Genomic DNA, 21027 nt, shown 5'->3' on the forward strand with positions numbered 1-21027 from the left:
GGTCAGGAAGCCGCTGCGAGGACCTCATCGAGCAGGGTCTCAGCCTTGCCGTCATCGGTGCCTTCGGCCAGCGCGAGCTCACCGACCAGGATCTGCCGAGCCTTGGCCAGCATGCGCTTCTCACCCGCGGAGAGGCCGCGGTCCTGCTCCCGGCGCCACAGATCGCGAACGACCTCGGCCACCTTGTTCACATCGCCGGAGGCGAGCTTCTCCAGGTTGGCCTTGTAGCGGCGGGACCAGTTGGTCGGCTCCTCCGTATGCGGCGCACGAAGCACCTGGAAGACCCGATCGAGACCCTCCTGACCCACGACGTCACGCACGCCGACGTATTCGGCGTTCTCCGCGGGAACCCGAACAGTGAGATCGCCTTGGGCGACCTTCAGGACCAGATACTCTTTTTGCTCACCCTTGATGGTGCGAGTCTCGATTGCTTCGATCAGCGCCGCTCCGTGGTGGGGGTAAACGACGGTGTCTCCGACCTTAAAAATCATGTGTCCCGTGCCCCTTTCGATGTTCACAGTTTAACATGCGACTCGATAACGGCGCGATCAACTGTGCAGGTCAGGGCCACAACGAGGCAACCGCAGGGCTTGACAGATGCCAGGCGGTGTGCATTACGTTGTGCCGGAACGAGTTATCTCCCGGCTCTACCGGCGTCGCCCGCCCGTGGTGGCCCGGCACCTTCGTGGCAATCTCCCGAACCTCGACCGAACTGTTATCGAAGCGCCGAGTGTCGGGGACCGCTCCCCTGCCCTGCCGCACGCCGCCGCGCTCCAGGATGTCCCGCGCACGCCACCGGAGGCGGAGTTCGGCCAGCCGCCGGAGGCTGAGTCGGCCAGCCGCCGGAGGCTGAGTCGGCCAGCCGCCGGAGGCTGAGTCGACCAGCCACCGGAGGTGGAGTTGACACAGCCCCCGCGCCCGCGCCGCCGAGGGAACTACTACGCTGCCTAGTTACTACGCTCCCGCGCGGAGCAGAGCCCGGTCGACATGGAGGGACAACCCGTGACTGCCCTGAAAGCTGTGACCGCCCCGAAGGGGGCGCGACGTCGCATGGTGACGGTTGCCGCACTCGCCGCCGGAGCGGCGATCGCGCTGTCCGGCTGCGGCGCGGGCCAGATCTCGCAGACCGCCGACCAGGTCGCCGCCGTGAACGGCAATTACGCCGACGTCGGCCGCATCGCGCTGCGCAACGTGCACATCGTGTACCCGGCCGAGGGCACCGGTTACAACAACGCGAAGGGCGGCAAGGCGCTCATCGCGCTGTCGGTCATCAACAACAGCGAGTCCGTTCGCGACGAGCTGACCAGCATCACCACCGACCTCGGCACCGTCAAGATCACCTCGGCCGCCGGCAAGTCCGTCGTCGAGATCGCCCCCCAGCAGACCGTCGTCGCAGCCGATCACCCGGTCAAGCGCGAGGCCGCGCCGACCACCACCGCAGCGCCGACCACCACCGCCGGAGCACCCACCACCACTGCGCGCCCCGCCGCGCCGACCACCACCGCGCCGACCACCACCGCCGATTCGCACGGTTCGGACGAGCACGGCTCCCAGCCCGCCGCCGACCCCGAGGCCGAGCCGATCATGATCGAGATCACCGGCCTGACCAGGGACATCACTCCCGGCCTGACCTACAACGTCTCGTTCAACTTCAAGCAGAACGGCACCGTCCAGGTCCAGGTCCCCGTCGACGCGGGGCTGCACACCGAGCGCCACCAGTCCGACAAGTCCGGCCCGGCCGAAGCCGGACACGGCGGCGGTCACTGAGTCCCGGCGCAGTCGCTGGAAGACGAACACTGTCAGCGGCGGTGCGTATGGTGCCGGTGTGGCCAAGACCAAGCCGACCTTCCGCTGCTCCGCCTGCTCCCATGAAGTCGCCAAGTGGGTCGGCAAGTGCCCTGAGTGCGGCGCATGGGGCACCGTCGACGAAGTAGTCGTCGGGGCGGGCGCGGTCGGTTCACCGGGACGCAAGGCGATGTTGCCGAGCACCGCGGCCGCGCCTATCTCCCAGATCGACTCGAAGGTCACCAGAGCCAGGCCGACGGGCGTCACCGAGCTGGACCGAGTGCTCGGCGGCGGGGTCGTGCCCGGCTCCGTGGTGCTGCTGTCCGGCGAGCCGGGGGTGGGCAAGTCGACGCTGCTGCTCGAGGTGGCGCATCGCTGGGCGGCCCAGCGTGACGAGAAGGCGCTGTACGTCACCGCGGAGGAGTCGGCGGGGCAGGTCCGGTTGCGGGCCGATCGCACCGGCGCGGTGCACGACCGGGTCTATCTGGCGTCCGAATCGGATCTGTCGATCGTGCTCGGACACGTCGAGCAGGTGCGTCCGACCTTGTTGGTGGTCGACTCGGTCCAGACCATGCTCGCCCCGCAGGTGGACGGCGTGATCGGCGGTGTCACCCAAGTACGCGAGGTGACCGCCGCGCTGACCTCGCTGGCCAAGGCCAGCGGGATCGCGGTGCTGCTGGTCGGGCACGTCACCAAGGACGGCAGCGTGGCGGGCCCGCGCACGCTCGAGCACTTGGTCGACGTCGTCCTGCACTTCGAAGGCGACAAGAACTCCACGCTGCGCATGGTGCGCGGCATCAAAAACCGCTTCGGCAGCGCCGACGAGGTGGGTTGCTTCGAGCTGCACGAGGACGGCATCGCCTGTGTCGACGACCCGTCCGGCCTGTTCCTGCACCACCGGACGGATTCGGTGCCCGGCACGGCGGTGACCGTCGCGATGGACGGCAAGCGCCCGCTGGTCGGCGAGGTGCAGGGCCTGACCGTGAAGACCGAGATACCGCAGCCGCGGCGCGCGGTGAGCGGACTGGACTACAACCGGGTCGCCATGGTGCTTGCGGTCCTGCAGAGCCGTGGCCGGGTATTCCTCGGCAAGAGCGACGTCTACGCCGCGACGGTCGGCGGTATGCGGCTGGTCGAGCCGTCGGCCGACCTGGCCATCGCGCTCGCCATCGCCAGCGCGGAGTCCGACGTCGCGATTCCGCCGGGCTGGGTGATCCTGGGCGAGGTCGGACTCGCGGGCGAGGTCCGCAAGGTGACCGGCCTCAACCGCCGACTCGCCGAAGCCGAACGCCTGGGCTTCACCACCGCCTTGGTGCCTCCCGGACTCACCCCGGTGAAAAGCACCATGAGGATCCACGAGGTCACCGACCTCCGCTCCGCCATCCGCATAGCCGGTCTACGCAAACTCCGCGCCGCCCCGGAAGAGGCCGCCATCTGATTCGACCGGCTGCCGGGCACGTCACCATCATGAGCCATTCAGAACACCCAGCGTCGTAGCCGCTGGAAACCGAGACGACTCAGGCGATGTTGAACGGCTCGGCCGCACTGCGTACCGACCCCAGTTGCGCAACGACGTTGTAGGCCCCCGGCGGGACCTGGACACGCTCGCCCGCGCAATTGGGCTGGGAAGTAGAGCCCGACCAGGTCACCGTGAACGCCGCCTGCTCACCGCGATTCATCGTGCGGACGTCGGGCTGGCCGTCGGGGTAGCAGTCGGTGCTCGACCACAGGCGCCGCTGGCCGTCGAGCGTGTGCACCGAAACCTGTTGCAGACCCGAGCCCATGTCGCGGGTGCACGCCACCGACGAGATGTTGGTGATGACGATGCCGAACACCGGCTGCTCACCGGTCTTGTAGGTGGGCTGCTCGACGGTCACCTTGATCGCCAGCGACTGGTCCGGGCAAGGGCCCGCCGCTGCGGCGCTGGTGCTCGCCGCGGAGGACTTCGCCGCGCCGGAATCCCCCGACGGCTTGGCCGCCGCGTCGGCGGGCTTGGCCACGACCGAGCTGGACCCGGCGGACTTGGTGTCACCGGGCGAGTCACCGCCGCGCGCGACCGCGAGCACGACCCAGATCACCAGCGCCAGCGCGACCACCAGAACTCCGATGGCGAACGCGCGGCGACGCCAATAGATCTCCGGTGGCAGCGGTCCATTCGGTTCCAGCACGCCTCAACGGTAAGGGCAGAATCGGGCGCATCGTCTCAGGGGCACGGCGTGTCGGCCACCCGCCCCCAGCAGCGACGAGTACATTCCGCCGGCACGCTGGGCGAATCGCGGGCGCGCCGCCGGTCAGACCTCCTCGCCGATGTTGCCCACGACGCGGTGCAACTGCACTTTGCCCTCGGCCAGCTTGTAGGTGACGGAGGCGATGGCGCACTCACCGGTCGCCACCGCCTGGGAGATGATCATCGACCGCTGCATGAGCAGGCGGCTGGTCTCCACGACGTGCCTGGCCTCGATCTCGTCGACGGTGGACAGGCCTTCGCGTCGTCCGATCAGAATGGACGGCGTGACCCGCTCGACCACGCTGCGGATGAACCCGCCCGGCACCTCGCCGCCGTCCAGCGCGTCGATGGTGGCCTTCACGGCTCCGCAACTGTCGTGCCCGAGCACTACGATGAGCGGCACGTTGAGCACCTGCACCCCGTATTCGATCGAACCGAGGACCGAGCTGTCGACCACATGGCCCGCGGTGCGCACCACGAACATGTCGCCGAGGCCCTGGTCGAAGATCAATTCGGCGGCGACCCTGGAGTCGCCGCAACCGAACAAGATCGCTTGCGGATGCTGGCCGCTGACGAGCTTGGCCCGGTGCGCGGCACCCTGGCTAGGATGCAGCAGCGCACCGCTGACGAAACGCTCGTTGCCTTCACGCAAGGACTTCCAGGCACTGATCGGGTTGGAATCCGGCATACCGACCATTGTGCACAACACTTGCGTTACCAGCGAGTTCGATTGGTTACAGGTGGGCAAATACCGCCTGGCGGCAGTAGGACAGGGATAGTGAGGGCAGTGCGGAAGGGCGTGCCGAAGGGCATCGACGCGGACACGTTGCTGGACTGGTACGGGGAGACCGCGCGTGATCTGCCGTGGCGGCGGCCCGGCGTCACCGCGTGGCAGATCCTGATGAGCGAGATCATGCTGCAGCAGACCCCGGTCGTGCGGGTCGAACCGATCTGGCGGGAGTGGGTGGCGCGCTGGCCGGTCCCCTCGGCGATGGCCGCCTCCGCACAGGCCGAGGTGCTGCGCGCCTGGGGCAAGCTGGGCTATCCGCGTCGAGCGCTGCGGCTGCACGAGTGCGCCACGGTACTGGCGGCCGAGCACGGTGACGAAGTGCCCGCCGACGTGGACGTGCTGCTCGGTCTGCCGGGGATCGGCGCTTACACCGCGCGCGCCGTCGCCTGTTTCGCCTATGGTCAACGGGTTCCGGTGGTGGACACCAACGTCCGCCGTGTGGTTGCCAGGGCGGTGCACGGCCGCGCGGAAGCGGGCAACCCGTCCTCCCGGGACCTGCCGGAAACCGAAGCGCTGCTGCCGCTCCAGGTCGACCGCGCCGCCGTGTTCTCCGCGGCCCTGATGGAACTGGGCGCGACCGTGTGCACCGCCCGCACCCCCGATTGCTCGCGCTGCCCGCTGCTGAGCTGCGCGTGGGTCACCGCTGGCAGACCGGTGAGCGAGGTGGTCCGCCGCACCCAGAAATACGAGGGCACCGACCGCCAAGCACGCGGTCGCCTGCTGGACGTCCTGCGCCACGCCACCGGACCGGTGGAGCGGATGCGTCTGGACCTGGCCTGGACTCGCGACCCGGGCCAGCGCGACCGCGCGCTGGACTCGTTGCTGGTGGACGGCCTGATCGAACAGACGCCCGACGGCTTGTTCGCCTTGGCGGGCGAGGGCGGCACCCCCGTGGCGAACAGCTGAGCTGGAACCGCCCGCGAGCGGTTCGGCCGCAGCCCCGCGGCCGAACTACTCGTCGCCGGTCGCTTCGCCCCTAGCCGCCGAGCACGCGCCGCAGGAACCGCTCGACCTCGGCCCGGTAGAACTCCGGTTGGTCGTCGTGCACGAGGTGTCCCGCGCCGAGGACCAGGACGTAGTCGGCGCCTGGATGCGCGGCGACCATCTGCCGCATCTGTCCCGGCGGAGTGATGCTGTGCTCGCCTTCCAGCAGCAAGGCGGGCACTCGCACCGCATGCCATTGCGGCCAGAAGTCGCGCGTACCCCACTCCTCGGAGATGTCGCGGAAGGTCGCGACCGAACCGTGCAGCCGGTATCCCCGCGGCCCGCGCTGGAACGAGTTCAGGAAGTACCGCCCGGCGACCGGGCCGAAGAAGGCCAGCACGGCCTCGTCGTCGGGAAACGGCTGCGGCCACGCCTCGATCATCGCCGCCCATCCGGCGGCGGTGCGTCCGGTGAAATCCGGCGCGATGTCCTCGATCACCAGCGCCCGGACCCGGTCCGGGTGCGTCGCGGCGAACACCCAGCCGTGCAGCGCGCCCATCGAATGTCCGATCACCACCATCGGCTCGGTGATCGCGGCGGTGCCCGCGGCGAGGTCGGCGACGAATGCCTCGGTCGTCAGTTCCGCAGGCGCCGCCCTGCCGTGCCCGGCGGCGTCGAAGGTGTAGACGTGACCGTATTCGCGCAGCCAGCCCAGGTGATCGCGCCAAGTGCGGGCGCTGCCCATCAGTCCGTGCAGCAGCAGGATCGGCGCGCCTGCTCCGCCTTCGTCGTGCAACATCGGTTCGACAATACGAGGCACCGAGCATCTGCTGGGCGTCAGCCGCTAGCTTGGACGCATGGCTGTTGTGAAGATCAACGCGATCGAGGTTCCCGAGGGCGCCGGCCCCGAGCTGGAGAAGAGGTTCGCCCACCGTGCGCACGCGGTCGAGGGCTCACCCGGCTTCCTCGGCTTCCAGCTGCTGCGCCCGGTCGCCGGTGAGAAGCGGTACTTCGTTGTGACCCAGTGGGATTCGGAAGAGTCCTTCGCGGCCTGGCGGGACGGGCCCGCCCGCGAGGCGCACGCGGGCGAGCGCCAGAAGCCGGTCTCGACGGGCGCGTCCCTGCTCGAGTTCGAGGTCGTGCTGGACGTGGACGCGAATCCGGCGGACTGAGCCGAATACTCGGTGCCGGGCAGGTCCGCCTGCCCGGCGACTCGCCCGGCACCGTGGTACGCCCGTGCCGGACACTGTTGACGCCGAGGTCGGTGAGATGTCACAGTTCGAAGGACAAACGCGAGGGTGATGCGGTAATTCCGGTGAGATTCCGGAGCGGTCGCGCCACTGTGTTCCATGCACCGAGTCCGGTGCCGGAAAGCCAGACACCGGCACCGTCGCGCCCACCACCCGACGGGACGCGTATCCCAAGGAGGACTCGAATGGCCATCGCGCATTCACCCAGCCGGGCAACCGACTCCCTGGCCACCGTGCTCGTCACGGTCGGTGTCGTTCTTCTCGCACTGCTCACGCTCTACCTGGTCGGATTCGACCAGGGCCTCATCTCGCGCAGCGGGATGTATTTGCACGAGCTGATGCACGACGGACGCCACCTGCTGGGGCTTCCGTGCCACTGATCGGTTCGCTCCGAACACTGCTGCTTCGTGGCCTGCTGGCCGGCCTCATCGCCGGACTGCTGGCCGCGACAGTCGGTTACTTCGTCGGCGAACCAAAACTCGACGCCGCCATCGCCATCGAGGAAGCGGGTTCCGCCGCCGGGCACACACACGGCGAGCATGCCGAATCCCCGGGCGGGCATTCCCACGGTGACGAGGAAGAACCGCTGGTGAGCCGCGGCGGCCAGAAGTTCGGCCAATTCCTCGCGCTCGGACTGGCCGGGGTCGCGCTCGGCGCCGTCTTCGCCTCTGTCGCACATTTCGCGCGGCGCTACACCACGCTGTCCGGGCCGCGGCTCACGTTGCTGCTCGGTCTGGCGGGATGGGCCGCGATCGTCGCGGTCCCGTTCTTCAAGTACCCGGCGAACCCGCCCGCGGTGGGCGATCCGGACACCGTCGACGAGCGCACCCTGTTGTGGCTGGCGGCGGTGCTGCTGGGGATCGTGGCGGTCGGCACGGCGGTGGCGGTGTTCACCGCGCTGCGCGCCCAACTTCCCACGTTCCGGCTGATCGGCGGCGTCGCGGCGTTCGTGCTGGTGACCGCGCTCGGCTATGTCCTGCTTCCCGGTGTGAACGAGGTGGGCGCGGACTTCCCGGCCACCCTGCTGTGGCAGTTCCGGGTGGCGTCACTGGCCGAGACGGCGACGCTGTGGGCCTGCTTGGCCTTGGGCTTCGCGGCCCTCACCGAGTTCGCTACGCGCACCGATACCGCCGTAGGGGCAGCCGTCGCTACCGCGGAGTGATTCGCGTCCGGAAACGCTGAGGCAGTGTCGGCCCCATGACCGGCACCGCCTTTTCCGTCTGGCCCGCATCGTCGCGTGACCACCCCGCTGCGCCACCGCGCCCCGTTCGCGTCGCGTTCGCCGCCTTGGCGGTCGCCTTGGCGGCGGGCATCGCCGAAGCCGTCGTGCGGGCCGCGCTCGCTTTCCCCGAAACCGACCGGACGACCATTGCCGCCGGACTGGCGGTGCGCACGGCGATCTACCTTCTGGTGCTGGTCGTGGCGGTGCGCATGACCCGCGGCGACCGCTGGGCCCGCCTGCTGATCGCCGTCGGCATCGGCGTATTCGGCCTGTTGTCACTGATCGTCGAACCGCTTGCCGCGGCCATGTCCGCCAACGAACTGCGCGACCTCTTCCGGGACGCGTCACCGGCGTCCGTGCCGCTCGCGAGTCTCCGCAGCGTCCACGTCATCGCGGTGCTGATCGCCGTACCCGCCCTCTACACCCGCCCGGCCCGCCGCTACTTCCGCAAGCGCTGACTCCCCTCACGCGTTCGTGCCCCGCTCCTCCGACCGAAGGCGCGGGGCACGAAGCGGTGGTGCGAGAACTAGTCGAGAGCGGCGTCGAGGGTGATGTGGTCGACCCCGGCCAGTGCCTTGCTGATCGGGCACCCCGCCTTTGCGGCCTCGGCGGCGGCTTGGAAGGCGTCGGCGTCGATGCCGGAGACGCGACCGCGGACGGTCAACTTGATCCCGGTGATCCGGAAGCCGCCCGCCGGGTCGGGGCCGAGCGTCACGTCGGCCGTGACGTCCAAGCTTTCCGGGGTGCCACCGGCATTGCCGATCTGCGCCGAGAGCGCCATCGCGTAGCAGGAGGAGTGCGCGGCCGCGATCAGCTCCTCCGGGCTGGTGGTGCCGTCGGCCTCCTCCGCGGAACGCTTGGGGAACGACACGTCGTACTTTCCGACCCCCGAACTGGCCAGTTCGACCTGTCCCGAACCCTCCTGCAGGGTGCCGGTCCAGGCAGTACGCGCGGTACGTGTGGGCATCACGGTCCTTTCGCCGATGATCGTTTGACGATTCAGCACGAACCTACCCCGGCCGCCTCGCCCCGGCCTACCGGTTCGCCGATCACTCGCGCGTCGGCGCATCGCTCGCACACGCCGGTAAACCCCGGGCGCACCAAGCGAATCCGTGCCGTCACGCCGGATTGGTGAGCCTGGCCAGCACGATGCCGCCGAGGATCAACGCGAGCGCCAGCACGCGGCCCGCACCGAGCGGATCCTTGTGGACGAGGACACCGAGGGTGATCGCCCCGAGGGCGCCGATCCCGGTGAACACCGCGTAGGCGGTGCCGACCGGCAACGTCTGCATGGCCCGGGACAGCAGGTACACGGCGGCGGCCCCCAGAACGAAGCAGATCAGGGTCTGCACCGGTTTGGTGAAGTTCTCGGTCGGTTTGATGCTTTGCGACCAAGCGATCTCCACCAGACCGGCGACGGCGAGGACTACCCAGTTCATCTCAGTACTCCCCGGCCAGATCCCGAACGGTCGCCAACGCTCGGGCGTAGGACTCGTCGTGCTCGGCACGCCGATTCGCAAGCACCGGATCTTGGCGGGAATTGGCGAGTTCCGCGTGTACGAACACGGTGTCGGAGACGGCGAAATGACCTGCGAAGAAGTCTCGCAGGAAGCGCTCCTGGTAGTCGTAGGCCGCTTTGGGAGCGCCCGGCGAGTACGCGCCACCACGGGCGCTCGTCACGATGAACCTTCGGTGCTCCAGCGACATTCGCGGAAAGGTGACCTGGTCCAGCCATGCTTTGAGCGAGGCCGGGATCGAGTAGTTGTACATCGGGGTTCCGATCAGGATCACGTCCGCCGAGAGCAACTCCGCCAGCAGCGGCTCGACGATCTCCCACGCGGCGGCCTGCTGCGGGGTACGAACCAACTCACCGATCCGACGCGCGTCCGTGCTCGGCAAGGCGAGCACCGCGTCACACAGCTGCGTCCACGCCTCCCCGATGAACGGCACCGGCTCGGCCGCGAGGTCGCGGTAGCGGTAGTCGCTGTCCGGATGGCGTACGCGCCACGCCTCGGCGAAGGCGGCGCTCAACTCCCGGCTGATCGAGTGCCGCCGGGCGCTGGCGTCGAGGTGCAACAGAGTGCTCATGGTCAACCTCCGAGTAAGTGGACACGCTGTCCGAATCATCCGAAATCGACGATAGAATATAAGTGGACATGTTGTCCACTTATTGCCCAGTCCGCTACAGTCGGGGCATGGAACCCCGATCCGACCTGCTCGCCGCCACCGGGCCGGACCCGTCGGCGGCCCCGCCCGAACGCGCGGACGCGGCACGCAACCGCGCCAAAGTGCTCGCCGCCGCCGCGGAACTCTTCGCCACGCGGGACCCACGGGCGGTGACGATGGACGACATCGCGAAGGCCGCGGGCGTCGGCAGGGGCACCCTGTACCGGCGCTATCCGGATACCACGTCGGTCGCGGTAGCCCTGCTCGACGAGCATGAGCGGGCACTGCAAGAGCGACTGCTCTCCGGCCCGCCGCCGCTCGGGCCCGGAGCTCCTCCCGCGCGAAGGCTGGCCGCGTTCTACGCGGCGATGGTCGAATTGCTCGACGCGCACGCGCATCTCGTGCTGGGCGCGGAAATCGGCGGAGCGCGCTTCGCGACCGGCGCCTACGGATTCTGGTATGCCCATGTGCGAGCGCTGTTGACGGCAGCGGGGATTCGGGAGCCGGCCGCGATGGTCGACGCACTCCTCGCGCCGCTGGCCGCCGAGGTCTATCAGCAACAACGCTCGCGCGGCCTGACCTGCGAACAGATCACTGACGCCCTTCGCGTAATCGCCGAAACCGTTCTCGCTGACGGCCGAGCGTCGTGACCGATCCGCGAAACGACATCGTTGACGGACAATGCCCACCAACCGTGTCGATTCCCTGCCGTGGCTCACGCCAGGCCGCGTTCGCGCATCAGCCAGATCACCGCGCCCCGGACAGAACAAGGTAACCGGCCGGCACGGCCAGACCTGCCGGACGGACGTCGGCGCACAGCCGTCGAGCGCACCGCAGACGCCGAATCGGCGCAATTCTCCCGAAATACGTTCTCAGGCAGACGTGAATCCGGGCCGGGCCGCATAGGCTACGTGGGTGCGGGTGGCAGGGATTACGGATCGCAGCTCGGTCGGCTTGGACTGGGGAGTCGCGCTCGTCGTGGCCGCGGTTCAGTTGGTCGGAGGCACCTTCGCGAACACGCGGCAGACGGGAGTGCACTCCCTCGACGTCCTCGGGTATCTCCTGCTGCTGGCCGGGCCGGTAGCGCTGATCTGGCGGCGTGCGCAGCCGGGGCCCGTGCTGATCATGGTGCTCGCCGTGTGCGTGGCGTATTTCTTCCGGGACTACGGGTACGGGCCGATCTTCGTCTCGCTGGTCATCGCCTTCCTCACCGCCGCGAGCGCCGGATCCCGCTGGTGGACTTACCCGCTCGTCCTGCTGGGCTGTCTCGCGCTGGTCTGGCCGCTGCCCACCCTGCTGGAGCGGCCTGCCGACCCGTGGCAGGTATTCGCGCTGATGGCGTGGCTTTCGGCGTTGCTGCTGGTGGCCGAGGCGATCCGGCAGCGCAAGGCCGCGCTCCTCGCGCGCGGGCAACACGCCGAGGCCGCCCGCCGAGACGAGGAAGCGCAGCGTGAGCGGCGAGCCGGCGAGGAGCGCCTCGCCATGGCGCGGGAGCTGCACGACGTGCTCGCGCACAGCTTGTCGATGATCGACATGCAGTCGTCGGTGGCGCTGGAACTGCTGGACAAGCGCCCGGAGCAGGCCGAGACGGCGCTCACCGCGATCAAGAATGCCAGCCGCGACGCTCTCGCCGAAGTGCACGCGCTGCAGCACACAATCCGCGCCGGAACCGCGGAGCCCGACGGGCAACACCTCGCGGCCGAGGCGAGCGCGGAGGACACCGGCCGCCGCCGGACCCGCCGATCCCCCCGCACCAATCGCAGTTCGGCTCCGGCCCAGCCTGCTTCGACCGACAACGACCTCCCCGAGGAGGCCGCGGCCACCGTCCAGCCGCCACCCGCCCCGCGCGCTCCGGCGCCGAGCATCGGCGACCTGGACGACCTGTTGCAGCGGCCCCGCGCCACCGGGTTGACGGTGGAGACCCGCGTACTCGGCACCCCGCAACAGCTGCCCAGCGTCATCGACGGGGCGGCGGCCCGGATCATCCAGGAGTCGCTGACCAACGTGCTCCGGCACGCACCGGGCGCCGACGCCACGGTGACCGTGCGCTACACCCCGGACTCGGTCGACATCACTGTCGACAACACCCGCCCCACCGGTGCCACATCGCGCTCCGGCGCCAGCGGCGGCAACGGGATCATCGGCATGCGGGACCGCACTCATGCACTCGGCGGCGCACTCACCGCGGGTCCGCGCCCCAGCGGCGGGTTCCGGGTCGCGGCCCGGCTGCCCACACGGGCTCCCGAATCCGCGGCGAACGAGACCGGGGCTGCCCTCCCGGGGGCACCGGCGCAGAACACCGCGTCAGCGGGAACGCGCGGGCGCGACGCAACGACCGCGGGCGCGTCGACGGAGAGGACCGCGTCAGGGGGGAGACCGTCGCATAACTCCGCGGCATCGGGTACGCCGCAGCAGAGCACCGCGGCGGCGGACGTCTCGGCGGCAGGCGCCGAGGCAGCGCCCACCACGGCCGCCGAGAATCGGGGCACCACAGCCCCGGCGCGTCCGACGCCGGGCGTCTCACGGGCACGGTCCGCCGACGCGGCCGAACTGCCCGGCACACCGGCCGTTCACCCGCGCCACTGACCGGGCGACGCGACCAGGCCCACAGGAGGGCCGCGAGCGGGACGTGATAATCCCGGTCGCCGAGGGCCTCACAGCTGCCGAAATCGGAAACGCCCCTACATGAGCCCGCGATCGCCCGCACCATGTCAGCTGTATCCTCGCGAAACTGAATGCGCAGGACGGCGCCCAACTGGTGGCCTACGAATCCGGACTCGAGAGCCCCGGTAGGCAGGAAGAACTACGCCCCGTCACCCACTCGATCTCCACAAAGGCCGCCCGACACCGCCGCGCCCGATATACGAGATACAGCAATTTTTCAGCGAACATTCCCGATGCGGCGCGAACGAGTGTTAGCAATTATTTGGTTAACATTCCGCAGGGCGCTCGAGACCCCGCAGGATACGTTTTCCGGCGCATAGCGAGTGACGACGCACGACCAACGCCCCCAATACGTCCCTATCGGCGCAGTTTTTCCGCATGAATATTTTCACTCGACCCGAAGCTGTGAGTTTCCTGGCGACCGCCATGGAGGCGAGTGACGGTCCGGATTTCAGCTCGGAATACGAAGAGCCCGTGCCCACCAGGTGGACACGGGCTCTTCGGTTGCGATTTACTCGCCTGCGGCGGCCTCGGTGGGGCCTTCTGTCGCGCCGGTCAGCACGACTTCCGGCTTCTCTTCGGTCTGAGCCTTGGTCAGCTTCGCCTTGCCGGTGAAGGTGAACTTGGCGTCCTCGCCGGAGCCTTCGCCGTCCCAGCCCTCGACATCGACCGAGATGGTCTGGCCCGGGCCGATCTCGCCGAAGAGGATCTTCTCCGACAGCTGGTCCTCGATCTCGCGCTGGATGGTGCGGCGCAGCGGCCGGGCACCGAGCACGGGGTCGAAGCCACGCTTGGCCAGCAGGTTCTTGGCGTTCTCGGTGAGCTCGATCGCCATGTCCTTGTTCTTCAGCTGCTTGGCGACGCGGTTGATCATCAGATCCACCATCTGGACGATCTGGTCGGTGGTGAGCTGGTGGAAGACGATCACGTCGTCGATGCGGTTGAGGAACTCCGGCCGGAAGTGCTTCTTCAGCTCGTCGTTGACCTTGAGCTTCATCCGCTCGTAGTTCGAGCCCTCGGCATTGCTCTGCGTGAAGCCCAGGCCGACGGCCTTCGAGATGTCCGAGGTACCGAGGTTCGAGGTGAAGATCAGCACCGTGTTCTTGAAGTCCACGGTCCGGCCCTGGCCGTCGGTGAGACGGCCGTCCTCCAAGACCTGCAACAGGGTGTTGTAGATCTCTTGGTGGGCCTTCTCGATCTCGTCGAACAGCACGACCGAGAACGGCTTGCGGCGCACCTTCTCGGTGAGCTGGCCGCCCTCCTCGTAGCCCACGTAGCCCGGAGGGGCACCGAACAGCCGCGAGGCGGTGAAACGGTCGTGGAACTCGCCCATGTCGATCTGGATGAGCGCGTCGTCGTCGCCGAACAGGAAGTTCGCCAGCGCCTTGGACAGCTCGGTCTTACCGACACCGGACGGACCGGCGAAGATGAACGAGCCGGACGGACGCTTCGGATCCTTCAGGCCGGCGCGGGTGCGGCGGATGGCCTTGGAGACGGCCTTGACCGCGTCCTCCTGGCCGATGATCCGCTTGTGCAGCTCATCCTCCATGCGGAGCAGACGGGTGGTCTCCTCCTCGGTGAGCTTGAACACCGGGATACCGGTCCAGTTCGCCAGCACCTCGGCGATCTGCTCGTCGTCGACCTCGGCCACGACGTCCAGGTCACCCGAGCGCCACTGCTTCTCCCGCTCGGCCCGCTTGGCGACGAGCTGCTTCTCCTTGTCGCGCAGCCGCGCGGCCTTCTCGAAGTCCTGCGCGTCGATCGCGGACTCCTTCTCCCGGCGCGCCTCGGCGATCTTGTCGTCGAACTCGCGCAGGTCCGGCGGAGCGGTCATGCGACGGATGCGCATCCGGGCGCCCGCCTCGTCGATCAGGTCGATCGCCTTGTCCGGCAGGAACCGGTCGTTGATGTAGCGGTCGGCCAAGGTCGCCGCAGCCACCAAGGCGCCGTCGGTGATGGAGACACGGTGGTGCGCCTCGTAGCGGTCGCGCAGACCCTTGAGGATGTTGATGGTGTGTTCGACGGTCGGCTCGCCCACCTGCACCGGCTGGAACCGGCGCTCGAGGGCGGCGTCCTTCTCGATGTACTTGCGGTACTCGTCGAGGGTGGTCGCGCCGATGGTCTGCAGCTCGCCGCGGGCCAGCTTCGGCTTCAGGATCGAGGCCGCGTCGATGGCGCCCTCGGCGGCGCCCGCACCGACCAGCGTGTGCAGCTCGTCGATGAACAGGATGATGTCGCCGCGGGTGTTGATCTCCTTGAGCACCTTCTTCAGACGCTCTTCGAAGTCACCGCGGTAACGGCTGCCTGCGACCAGGGAGCCCAGGTCCAGGGTGTAGAGCTGCTTGTCCTTCAGCGTCTCCGGGACCTCGCCGTTGACGATGGCCTGTGCCAGGCCCTCGACGACGGCGGTCTTGCCGACGCCGGGCTCGCCGATCAGCACCGGATTGTTCTTGGTACGGCGGCTGAGCACCTGCATGACGCGCTCGATCTCCTTCGAGCGGCCGATGACCGGGTCCAGCTTGCCCTCGAGCGCCGCCTGGGTCAGGTTGCGACCGAACTGGTCGAGCACCAGCGAGGTGGACGGGGTGCCCGCCTCGCCACGCGAACCGGATTCCACCGGTTCCTTGCCCTGGTACCCGGACAGCAGCTGGATGACCTGCTGGCGCACACGGTTGAGATCGGCGCCCAGCTTCACCAGCACCTGCGCCGCCACGCCTTCGCCCTCACGGATGAGGCCGAGCAGGATGTGCTCGGTGCCGATGTAGTTGTGCCCGAGCTGCAGCGCCTCGCGAAGACTCAGCTCCAGCACCTTCTTGGCGCGCGGGGTGAACGGGATGTGCCCGGACGGGGCCTGCTGGCCCTGGCCGATGATCTCCTCCACCTGGCTGCGCACGCCTTCCAGCGAAATGCCGAGCGACTCCAGCGACTTGGCCGCGACGCCCTCACCCTCGTGAATCAGCCCCAGCAGGATGTGCTCGGTGCCGATGTAGTTGTGGTTGAGCATCCGGGCCTCTTCCTGGGCCAGGACGACGACACGCCTCGCGCGGTCGGTGAACCTCTCGAACATCGCTCCCTCACTCTCCTGCTCCGACATTCTGGCAACAGACGCCGCAGTGTGCTGTGTACAACAACCGTGGGCGTCAGCCTGCCATGAAGCCCGGGGGTTGCGGCCCCCGCCTCCACTCTAGTTGGCGGGAGATGCCGCCGCCGCCAGTCCACCCTATTGCCGACCGGCAGCAGCACGGTCATTCACTCATAACGTGGGCGGCGCGGGATTCGTTTCCGGCCGGGTTTTGCCCTCAGCGAACAGAACACTCGCCGACCAGAACTCCACCGCACACGTACGACCTGGGCTGCCTACCCGGTGTATGGGTCGACCTAACCGCAGGGCACGGGGCGTTGATGTGCGGGATCGAGCGCGTTGAGCACGTAGGTCGCGGCCCTTCGACTGCCCGCTATGCCCGTATGCCCAGAGTAGTCCGTCGCGCAGCCGTCCTGAACCACGATATTCGTCACTCGCGGCCCGGCTACCAGCCCCGAGGTGTACGGCACCACCAACTCGTCCAGCACGGTCGCGATGTTCGTGTAGGTCACGTCCGGGTGGTACACACCGTCGGCGTTGAGCGCGCGCACGAACTCCGAGCCTTGCAGCACCTGGCGGCAGGCCATGCAGGGCGACCCGGCCACGGCGTCGAAGAACGGGCCGAGACCCAGCCGCGTGCCGAATTCGTTCAGGTCCGCCATGCCTGCGGCGTTCGAGCCGAGCCAGGGCGGGGCCAGCCCGACCATCTTGTCGACCTTCGCCGCGCCCGCGAGCCGCTTGACGAAGTAGTTGCCGATGAAATTGCCCTGGGAATGGCCGATGAGGTCGACCTCCGCGGCGCCGGTCGCGGCGCGTACCCGGTCCACGAAAGCGGCGAGCTGCGCCGCGCTCCGCTCGATCGGAAGCATGCCTCCGACGGCCGACGCGGGCCACGGCAGGTCGTAGGCGCCGAAGGTGGACGCGTACACGCAATAGCCCTCGTTGGCCAGCAGCGGCGCGAACACGCCCCAATTCGTCTGTGCGCCACCACCCGTACCGTGCACGAGAACCACCGGATTCGGATGCGCGGAACCGGGCCGGCAGGACCAGTCGTTGGTGCCGGGCAGCGAACCGCCCGGATTCGCCAGCTCCGCGGGGATGCCCGCGAAGAAGTTGTAGTCGACCGGATAGCGCTCTTGCGCGTGTGCCGCGCCCGCGGTGGCGCACACCGCGGCGAGCAGAGCGATGAACAACGAAAAGCCTGGGACACGCCGCACGATAGCCTCCCGGTCCGGTCTCGTCTTCCGGGAAGCTACCGCACGCAGTGGCCCAGACGGGGCACATTCCGGCGGGTCGTTGCGGAAACTAGCTCTGACCGAAGGCAGGCGCGCCGGACCGGTCCGGCACCGCGTACTGCCCCGCGGCCGGGTGGCCCTGCGTTCCCGCCGCGGCGGTGGTCTTACCCTGCTGGACGCCCGCGACGAACAGCGCGCCGCACAGCGCCAGGAAGGCCAGCGTGTGGAAGACGCCGCGCACGATGTTCCAACGCACCCAGACGGATTCGAAATCGGCGCGCACCGCGGCGAGGTCGGCGATCGAGCTCGGGTCTCCAGCGGCGGCCAGCTGGTCGTTGAGCGGGACGTTCAGGCCGGAGGTCACCGCGAAGGCGATGACGTTCAGCACCAGCGCGAGCCCGATCCAGACCAGCGTGGCCCGGTGCTCGCGCCCCAGATGCAGCGCGGCGGCCAGGATGGTGAACCCGACCGTGCCCAGGAAGCCGATCATGAACCACGGATTGATGATCACCACGTTGATCTTCTGCATCACATCGATCATCGCGCGGTCGTCGGTCCGGGCCAGCGCGGGCATCACCGAATTGGCGTACGCGTAGAAAAGGCCCGCGATCAGGCCCGTCGCCAGCGTGGCGAGCACCAATGCGGCGAGACGTGTGGCGGTCATGAACTTCCTCCTGCTCGGAAAACCCGGCCGGAGTCGTCGTGGTTCCGGCTGTGTCTCCAAGTCAAGCCGTTGCCGCCGGGACTCTCCATGGTCGAGAAGCTCGACCACTTGAGCGAGCGTCTACGGTGGAGGTCTCACAGGTCCCGATCGGAAATGAGCCCACTCTGCATGGCCAGTCCAGCCAGCCGCACCCGCTTCTGGTTCTGCGGCAGATCCTCCACCCCGAACTTGGCGAACAAGGCGCGCAGATGGGTCTTGATGGCGTCGACGCTGAGGAACAGCTCTTCGGCGATCTGCTGATTGGATGCGGGAGTGGCGAAGCCCGCGCCGTGCTTGTACGGGCGGCACAGCGCGATCAGGACCGAGCGCTGCGTTTCGGTGAGCGACCGCGCGGTGGGCATCGAGCCGGTGGAGGTGCGGGTGATGTCGTCGGACACGCCGCCGAAGTCGTGAAAGGACACCCGCGAGGTACCGACCCGGATGACGTCGCCCGCCATCAGCCTGCGGCGGCCGACGAGCCGGTCCCCGTTGACGAACGTGCCGTTGCGGGAGAGGCCGTCGTCCACGATGGTCCAGTGCGCACCCAGGTACTCGACCGCCGCGTGCAGCCGGGAGACCTCCGCATCCCAACTCAGGGCGAGATCGGCATGCGGGGAGCGGCCGATGGTGACGCGACCGCGATCGGGCGTGAGCGTGAGCTCCTGCTGCCGACCTGCGTCATCGGTGAACCGCAAGAATGATCCGACGAATCCTGTCACTGCGCCGATACCTCACCTCTCCATACCGCCAGTGACCGTCGCACGGTTCCATGGTGCCCCGTTCGGGTACCACGAGCAAGATCGATCCACCCCGCCGCGACGGGCACCGCGTGATCAGGTTTCGTTGCTATATCGAAGCCCTATCACAAACAAGACCGCCGCCCCGGCGTCGCACGATTCGCCGGGACGGCGGCCGAAAAAGAACTATCCCTTCGCGGCCTTGTTGTACGCGTCGGTGATGTCGGCGGAGATGCGGCCCCGCGCGGACACCTTGTGTCCATTCCGACGCGCCCACTCCCGAATTGCGGCGCTTTGTTCCCGGTCGATGGAGACCCGGCTCTTAGGAGCGCCCGCAGCGGCCGCGGCGGCCTTGACCCGGCGCCGGCCGCTGACCCGGCGCGCATTCGAAACCCACTCTTCCAAACCGTCGCGCAGCTTCGCCGCATTTGCCGACGACAGGTCGATCTCGTACGACACACCGTCGATCGCAAACTCGATGGTCTCGTCCGCGATGGACTCACCGTCGACATCGTCGATCAGGCTAACGGTGACCTTCTTTGCCATGAGATGAACGTCCTCTCGAAATCGTGCGACCCGCATACTAGGCCGATTACCCGAGGCAAGAATACCTCGAATTCCGGAAATTCCAAGACGGAGTCGCTGCTTTGCAATCCAGTTGGTCACCTGGTGACCGGACGCACAATTGGGAACAGTATCGTTTCTCGGATTCCCAATCCCGTGAGCGCCATCAACAACCGATCGATTCCCATACCCGTTCCGGTCGTCGGCGGCATGCCGTGCTCCATCGCGGCGAGGAAGTCCTCGTCCAGCACCATAGCCTCGTCGTCACCCTGCGCGGCCAGCCGAGCCTGATCGAGGAAGCGCTCGCGCTGGATCACCGGGTCCACCAACTCCGAATAGCCCGTGGCCAACTCGAAGCCGCGCACATACAGATCCCACTTCTCCGTGACGCCTGCCGTACTGCGATGCTGCCTGGTCAACGGGGATGTCTCCACCGGGAAGTCCCGCACGAAAGTCGGCGCGTACAGCTTGTCGCCATACTGGTGTTCCCAGAGTTCCTCGACGAGTTTCCCGTGGCCGTAGCCCTTGCCCTCCGGAATTTCCAGACCGACCCGATCCGCGAGTGCGCGCAATTCGGCGACCGACGTTTCCGGGGTGACCCGCACACCCAGCGCGTCCGACAGCGAGGGGTACATCTCGACGGTGGCCCACTCACCGCGAAGATCGTATTCGGTGCCGTCGGCCAGGGTCACCACCTGCGTGCCGAACGCCTCCTGGGCCACCTCCTGCACCAATTCCCGGGTCATCACCGCCGAGTCGTCATAGGTGCCGTATGCCTGGTATGTCTCGAGCATCGCGAACTCGGGGGAATGCGTGGAGTCCGCGCCCTCGTTGCGGAAGTTCCGGTTGATCTCGAAGACCCGCTCCAAGCCGCCGACCACGCAGCGCTTCAGGAACAGCTCCGGCGCGATGCGCAGGTAGAGGTCCATATCGAGGGCATTGGAACGGGTGACGAACGGCCGGGCCGCCGCGCCGCCGTGCAGCGTCTGCAGCATCGGCGTCTCCACCTCGAGGAATCCCCTGCGCTCGAGCGCGTTGCGCAGCGCGCGCACCACCGCGATCCGGGTACGGGCCATTTCCCTGGCCTCGGGACGCACGATCAGGTCGACATAGCGCTGCCGGACCCGCGACTCCTCGTTCATCTCCTTGTGCGCCACCGGCAGCGGCCGCAGGGCCTTCGCCGCCATGGACCAGGAATCGGCCAGCACGCTCAGTTCGCCGGTCCGCGACGAGATGACCTCACCGTGCACGAAAACGAAGTCACCGAGGTCGACATCGGTCTTCCAGGCGCCGAGGGCGTCCGCGCCGACACCGTTCAGGCTGATCATCGCCTGCAACTTGGTGCCGTCGCCCTCCTGCAGTGTGGCGAAACACAACTTGCCCGTATTACGCAGGAATATGACGCGGCCCGCGACGCCCACCTCTTGTCCGGTGGCCGTGTCCGCGGCGAGGTCCGGATATGCGGCCCGAATTTCCGCGAGGGTGTGCGTGCGCGGCACGACGACGGGATAGGCTTCGCCGCCGGCCGCGAGTAGCCGCTCCCGCTTCTCCCGCCGAATCCGTATCTGCTCCGGGGCATCGTCGGCGTCGAGCGACACGGCGGGCCGCGAATCCGATGACGATGCGCTGGAGGATGCAGAGTTCGGGGTGCTCACATCGAACAACCCTAGCGTGCACC

At 68.1% G+C, this 21027-nt stretch carries 22 protein-coding genes and 1 riboswitch; of the genes, 9 read left to right on the forward strand and 13 right to left on the reverse strand.

Features of this window, described 5'->3' with window-relative positions:
- Window positions 1-2: 2 nt before the first annotated feature.
- Window positions 3-491: an RNA polymerase-binding transcription factor CarD gene (gene carD, locus GVY39_RS14775; RefSeq protein WP_011206964.1), complete on the reverse strand. Its 489-nt coding sequence runs from the start codon at window positions 489-491 to the stop codon at window positions 3-5.
- A gap of 511 nt (window positions 492-1002) precedes the next feature.
- On the opposite strand from carD, the gene GVY39_RS14780 reads away from it, so the two are divergent.
- Both GVY39_RS14780 and radA read left to right on the forward strand, forming a co-directional pair.
- A complete protein-coding gene (locus GVY39_RS14780; RefSeq protein WP_370523792.1) occupies window positions 1003-1767 on the forward strand; it encodes a hypothetical protein in 765 nt (254 codons plus the stop codon).
- A 58-nt stretch (window positions 1768-1825) separates the two neighbouring features.
- A complete protein-coding gene (radA, locus tag GVY39_RS14785; protein ID WP_159924609.1) occupies window positions 1826-3223 on the forward strand; it encodes a DNA repair protein RadA in 1398 nt (465 codons plus the stop codon).
- Window positions 3224-3302: 79 nt separating this feature from the next.
- Here the strand turns inward: radA and GVY39_RS14790 are convergent, their stop codons facing one another.
- Together GVY39_RS14790 and GVY39_RS14795 are read right to left on the reverse strand one after the other, a co-directional pair.
- Window positions 3303-3953, reverse strand: coding sequence for a hypothetical protein (locus GVY39_RS14790; protein WP_159924607.1), 651 nt, complete (start codon window positions 3951-3953; stop codon window positions 3303-3305).
- Window positions 3954-4076: 123 nt separating this feature from the next.
- Window positions 4077-4700: a carbonic anhydrase gene (locus GVY39_RS14795; RefSeq protein WP_159924605.1), complete on the reverse strand. Its 624-nt coding sequence runs from the start codon at window positions 4698-4700 to the stop codon at window positions 4077-4079.
- A 90-nt stretch (window positions 4701-4790) separates the two neighbouring features.
- Between GVY39_RS14795 and GVY39_RS14800 the strand changes: the two genes are divergently transcribed.
- Window positions 4791-5708: an A/G-specific adenine glycosylase gene (locus tag GVY39_RS14800; RefSeq protein ID WP_370523793.1), complete on the forward strand. Its 918-nt coding sequence runs from the start codon at window positions 4791-4793 to the stop codon at window positions 5706-5708.
- Between the two features lie 70 nt (window positions 5709-5778).
- Here the strand turns inward: GVY39_RS14800 and GVY39_RS14805 are convergent, their stop codons facing one another.
- Window positions 5779-6525 carry an alpha/beta fold hydrolase gene (locus tag GVY39_RS14805; RefSeq protein WP_159924603.1) on the reverse strand — a complete coding sequence of 249 codons (747 nt, stop codon included), beginning with the start codon at window positions 6523-6525 and terminating at the stop codon, window positions 5779-5781.
- 58 nt (window positions 6526-6583) lie between these two features.
- Here GVY39_RS14805 and mhuD point away from each other — a divergent pair, with 58 nt between their 5' ends.
- From mhuD to GVY39_RS14825, 4 genes are all read left to right on the forward strand, one after another.
- Window positions 6584-6898, forward strand: a complete 315-nt coding sequence (mhuD, locus tag GVY39_RS14810; protein WP_159924601.1) for a mycobilin-forming heme oxygenase MhuD — start codon at window positions 6584-6586, stop codon at window positions 6896-6898.
- 80 nt (window positions 6899-6978) lie between these two features.
- Window positions 6979-7131, forward strand: a riboswitch (cobalamin riboswitch).
- A 30-nt stretch (window positions 7132-7161) separates the two neighbouring features.
- On the forward strand, window positions 7162-7356 hold the full coding sequence (locus GVY39_RS14815) for a CbtB-domain containing protein (protein ID WP_159924599.1): 195 nt from the start codon (window positions 7162-7164) through the stop codon (window positions 7354-7356).
- The gene (locus GVY39_RS14820) at window positions 7347-8138 is read left to right on the forward strand and encodes a CbtA family protein (RefSeq protein WP_159924597.1); all 792 of its coding nucleotides are present in this window, start codon (window positions 7347-7349) and stop codon (window positions 8136-8138) included. Before GVY39_RS14815 ends, GVY39_RS14820 begins: the two co-directional genes overlap by 10 nt.
- 35 nt (window positions 8139-8173) lie before the next feature.
- Window positions 8174-8656 (forward strand): hypothetical protein, encoded by a 483-nt coding sequence (locus GVY39_RS14825; protein WP_159924595.1) that lies wholly within the window; start codon window positions 8174-8176, stop codon window positions 8654-8656.
- Between the two features lie 68 nt (window positions 8657-8724).
- Here GVY39_RS14825 and GVY39_RS14830 read toward each other — a convergent pair whose 3' ends face one another.
- The 3 genes from GVY39_RS14830 to GVY39_RS14840 form a co-directional block, all read right to left on the reverse strand.
- Window positions 8725-9165, reverse strand: coding sequence for an OsmC family peroxiredoxin (locus GVY39_RS14830; RefSeq protein ID WP_159924593.1), 441 nt, complete (start codon window positions 9163-9165; stop codon window positions 8725-8727).
- Window positions 9166-9316: 151 nt separating this feature from the next.
- Window positions 9317-9637: a multidrug efflux SMR transporter gene (locus GVY39_RS14835; RefSeq protein ID WP_159924591.1), complete on the reverse strand. Its 321-nt coding sequence runs from the start codon at window positions 9635-9637 to the stop codon at window positions 9317-9319.
- A gap of 1 nt (window position 9638) precedes the next feature.
- Window positions 9639-10286 (reverse strand): FMN-dependent NADH-azoreductase, encoded by a 648-nt coding sequence (locus GVY39_RS14840; protein ID WP_159924589.1) that lies wholly within the window; start codon window positions 10284-10286, stop codon window positions 9639-9641.
- 107 nt (window positions 10287-10393) lie between these two features.
- Between GVY39_RS14840 and GVY39_RS14845 the strand changes: the two genes are divergently transcribed.
- A complete protein-coding gene (locus GVY39_RS14845; RefSeq protein ID WP_159924587.1) occupies window positions 10394-11014 on the forward strand; it encodes a TetR/AcrR family transcriptional regulator in 621 nt (206 codons plus the stop codon).
- A gap of 265 nt (window positions 11015-11279) precedes the next feature.
- The gene (locus GVY39_RS14850; RefSeq protein ID WP_236565458.1) at window positions 11280-12950 is read left to right on the forward strand and encodes a sensor histidine kinase; all 1671 of its coding nucleotides are present in this window, start codon (window positions 11280-11282) and stop codon (window positions 12948-12950) included.
- A gap of 589 nt (window positions 12951-13539) precedes the next feature.
- On the opposite strand, the gene GVY39_RS14855 is transcribed toward GVY39_RS14850, so the two are convergent.
- From GVY39_RS14855 to lysS, 6 genes are all read right to left on the reverse strand, one after another.
- Window positions 13540-16095: an ATP-dependent Clp protease ATP-binding subunit gene (locus GVY39_RS14855; protein ID WP_159924585.1), complete on the reverse strand. Its 2556-nt coding sequence runs from the start codon at window positions 16093-16095 to the stop codon at window positions 13540-13542.
- A gap of 311 nt (window positions 16096-16406) precedes the next feature.
- The gene (locus tag GVY39_RS14860) at window positions 16407-17327 is read right to left on the reverse strand and encodes an alpha/beta fold hydrolase (protein WP_159924583.1); all 921 of its coding nucleotides are present in this window, start codon (window positions 17325-17327) and stop codon (window positions 16407-16409) included.
- Between the two features lie 88 nt (window positions 17328-17415).
- Window positions 17416-18009 carry a DUF1772 domain-containing protein gene (locus GVY39_RS14865; RefSeq protein ID WP_159924581.1) on the reverse strand — a complete coding sequence of 198 codons (594 nt, stop codon included), beginning with the start codon at window positions 18007-18009 and terminating at the stop codon, window positions 17416-17418.
- A 134-nt stretch (window positions 18010-18143) separates the two neighbouring features.
- The gene (locus tag GVY39_RS14870; protein ID WP_159924579.1) at window positions 18144-18767 is read right to left on the reverse strand and encodes an FHA domain-containing protein; all 624 of its coding nucleotides are present in this window, start codon (window positions 18765-18767) and stop codon (window positions 18144-18146) included.
- A gap of 204 nt (window positions 18768-18971) precedes the next feature.
- Entirely contained in the window at window positions 18972-19331 is a 360-nt protein-coding gene (locus GVY39_RS14875; protein WP_159924577.1) for an Lsr2 family protein, read from the reverse strand.
- A 116-nt stretch (window positions 19332-19447) separates the two neighbouring features.
- On the reverse strand, window positions 19448-20947 hold the full coding sequence (gene lysS / locus GVY39_RS14880) for a lysine--tRNA ligase (protein ID WP_159924813.1): 1500 nt from the start codon (window positions 20945-20947) through the stop codon (window positions 19448-19450).
- Between the last annotated feature and the right edge of the window lie 80 nt (window positions 20948-21027).

Origin of the sequence: Nocardia sp. CY15 (assembly GCF_009829295.1) — a bacterium.
GTDB classification, from domain to species: domain Bacteria; phylum Actinomycetota; class Actinomycetes; order Mycobacteriales; family Mycobacteriaceae; genus Nocardia; species Nocardia sputi.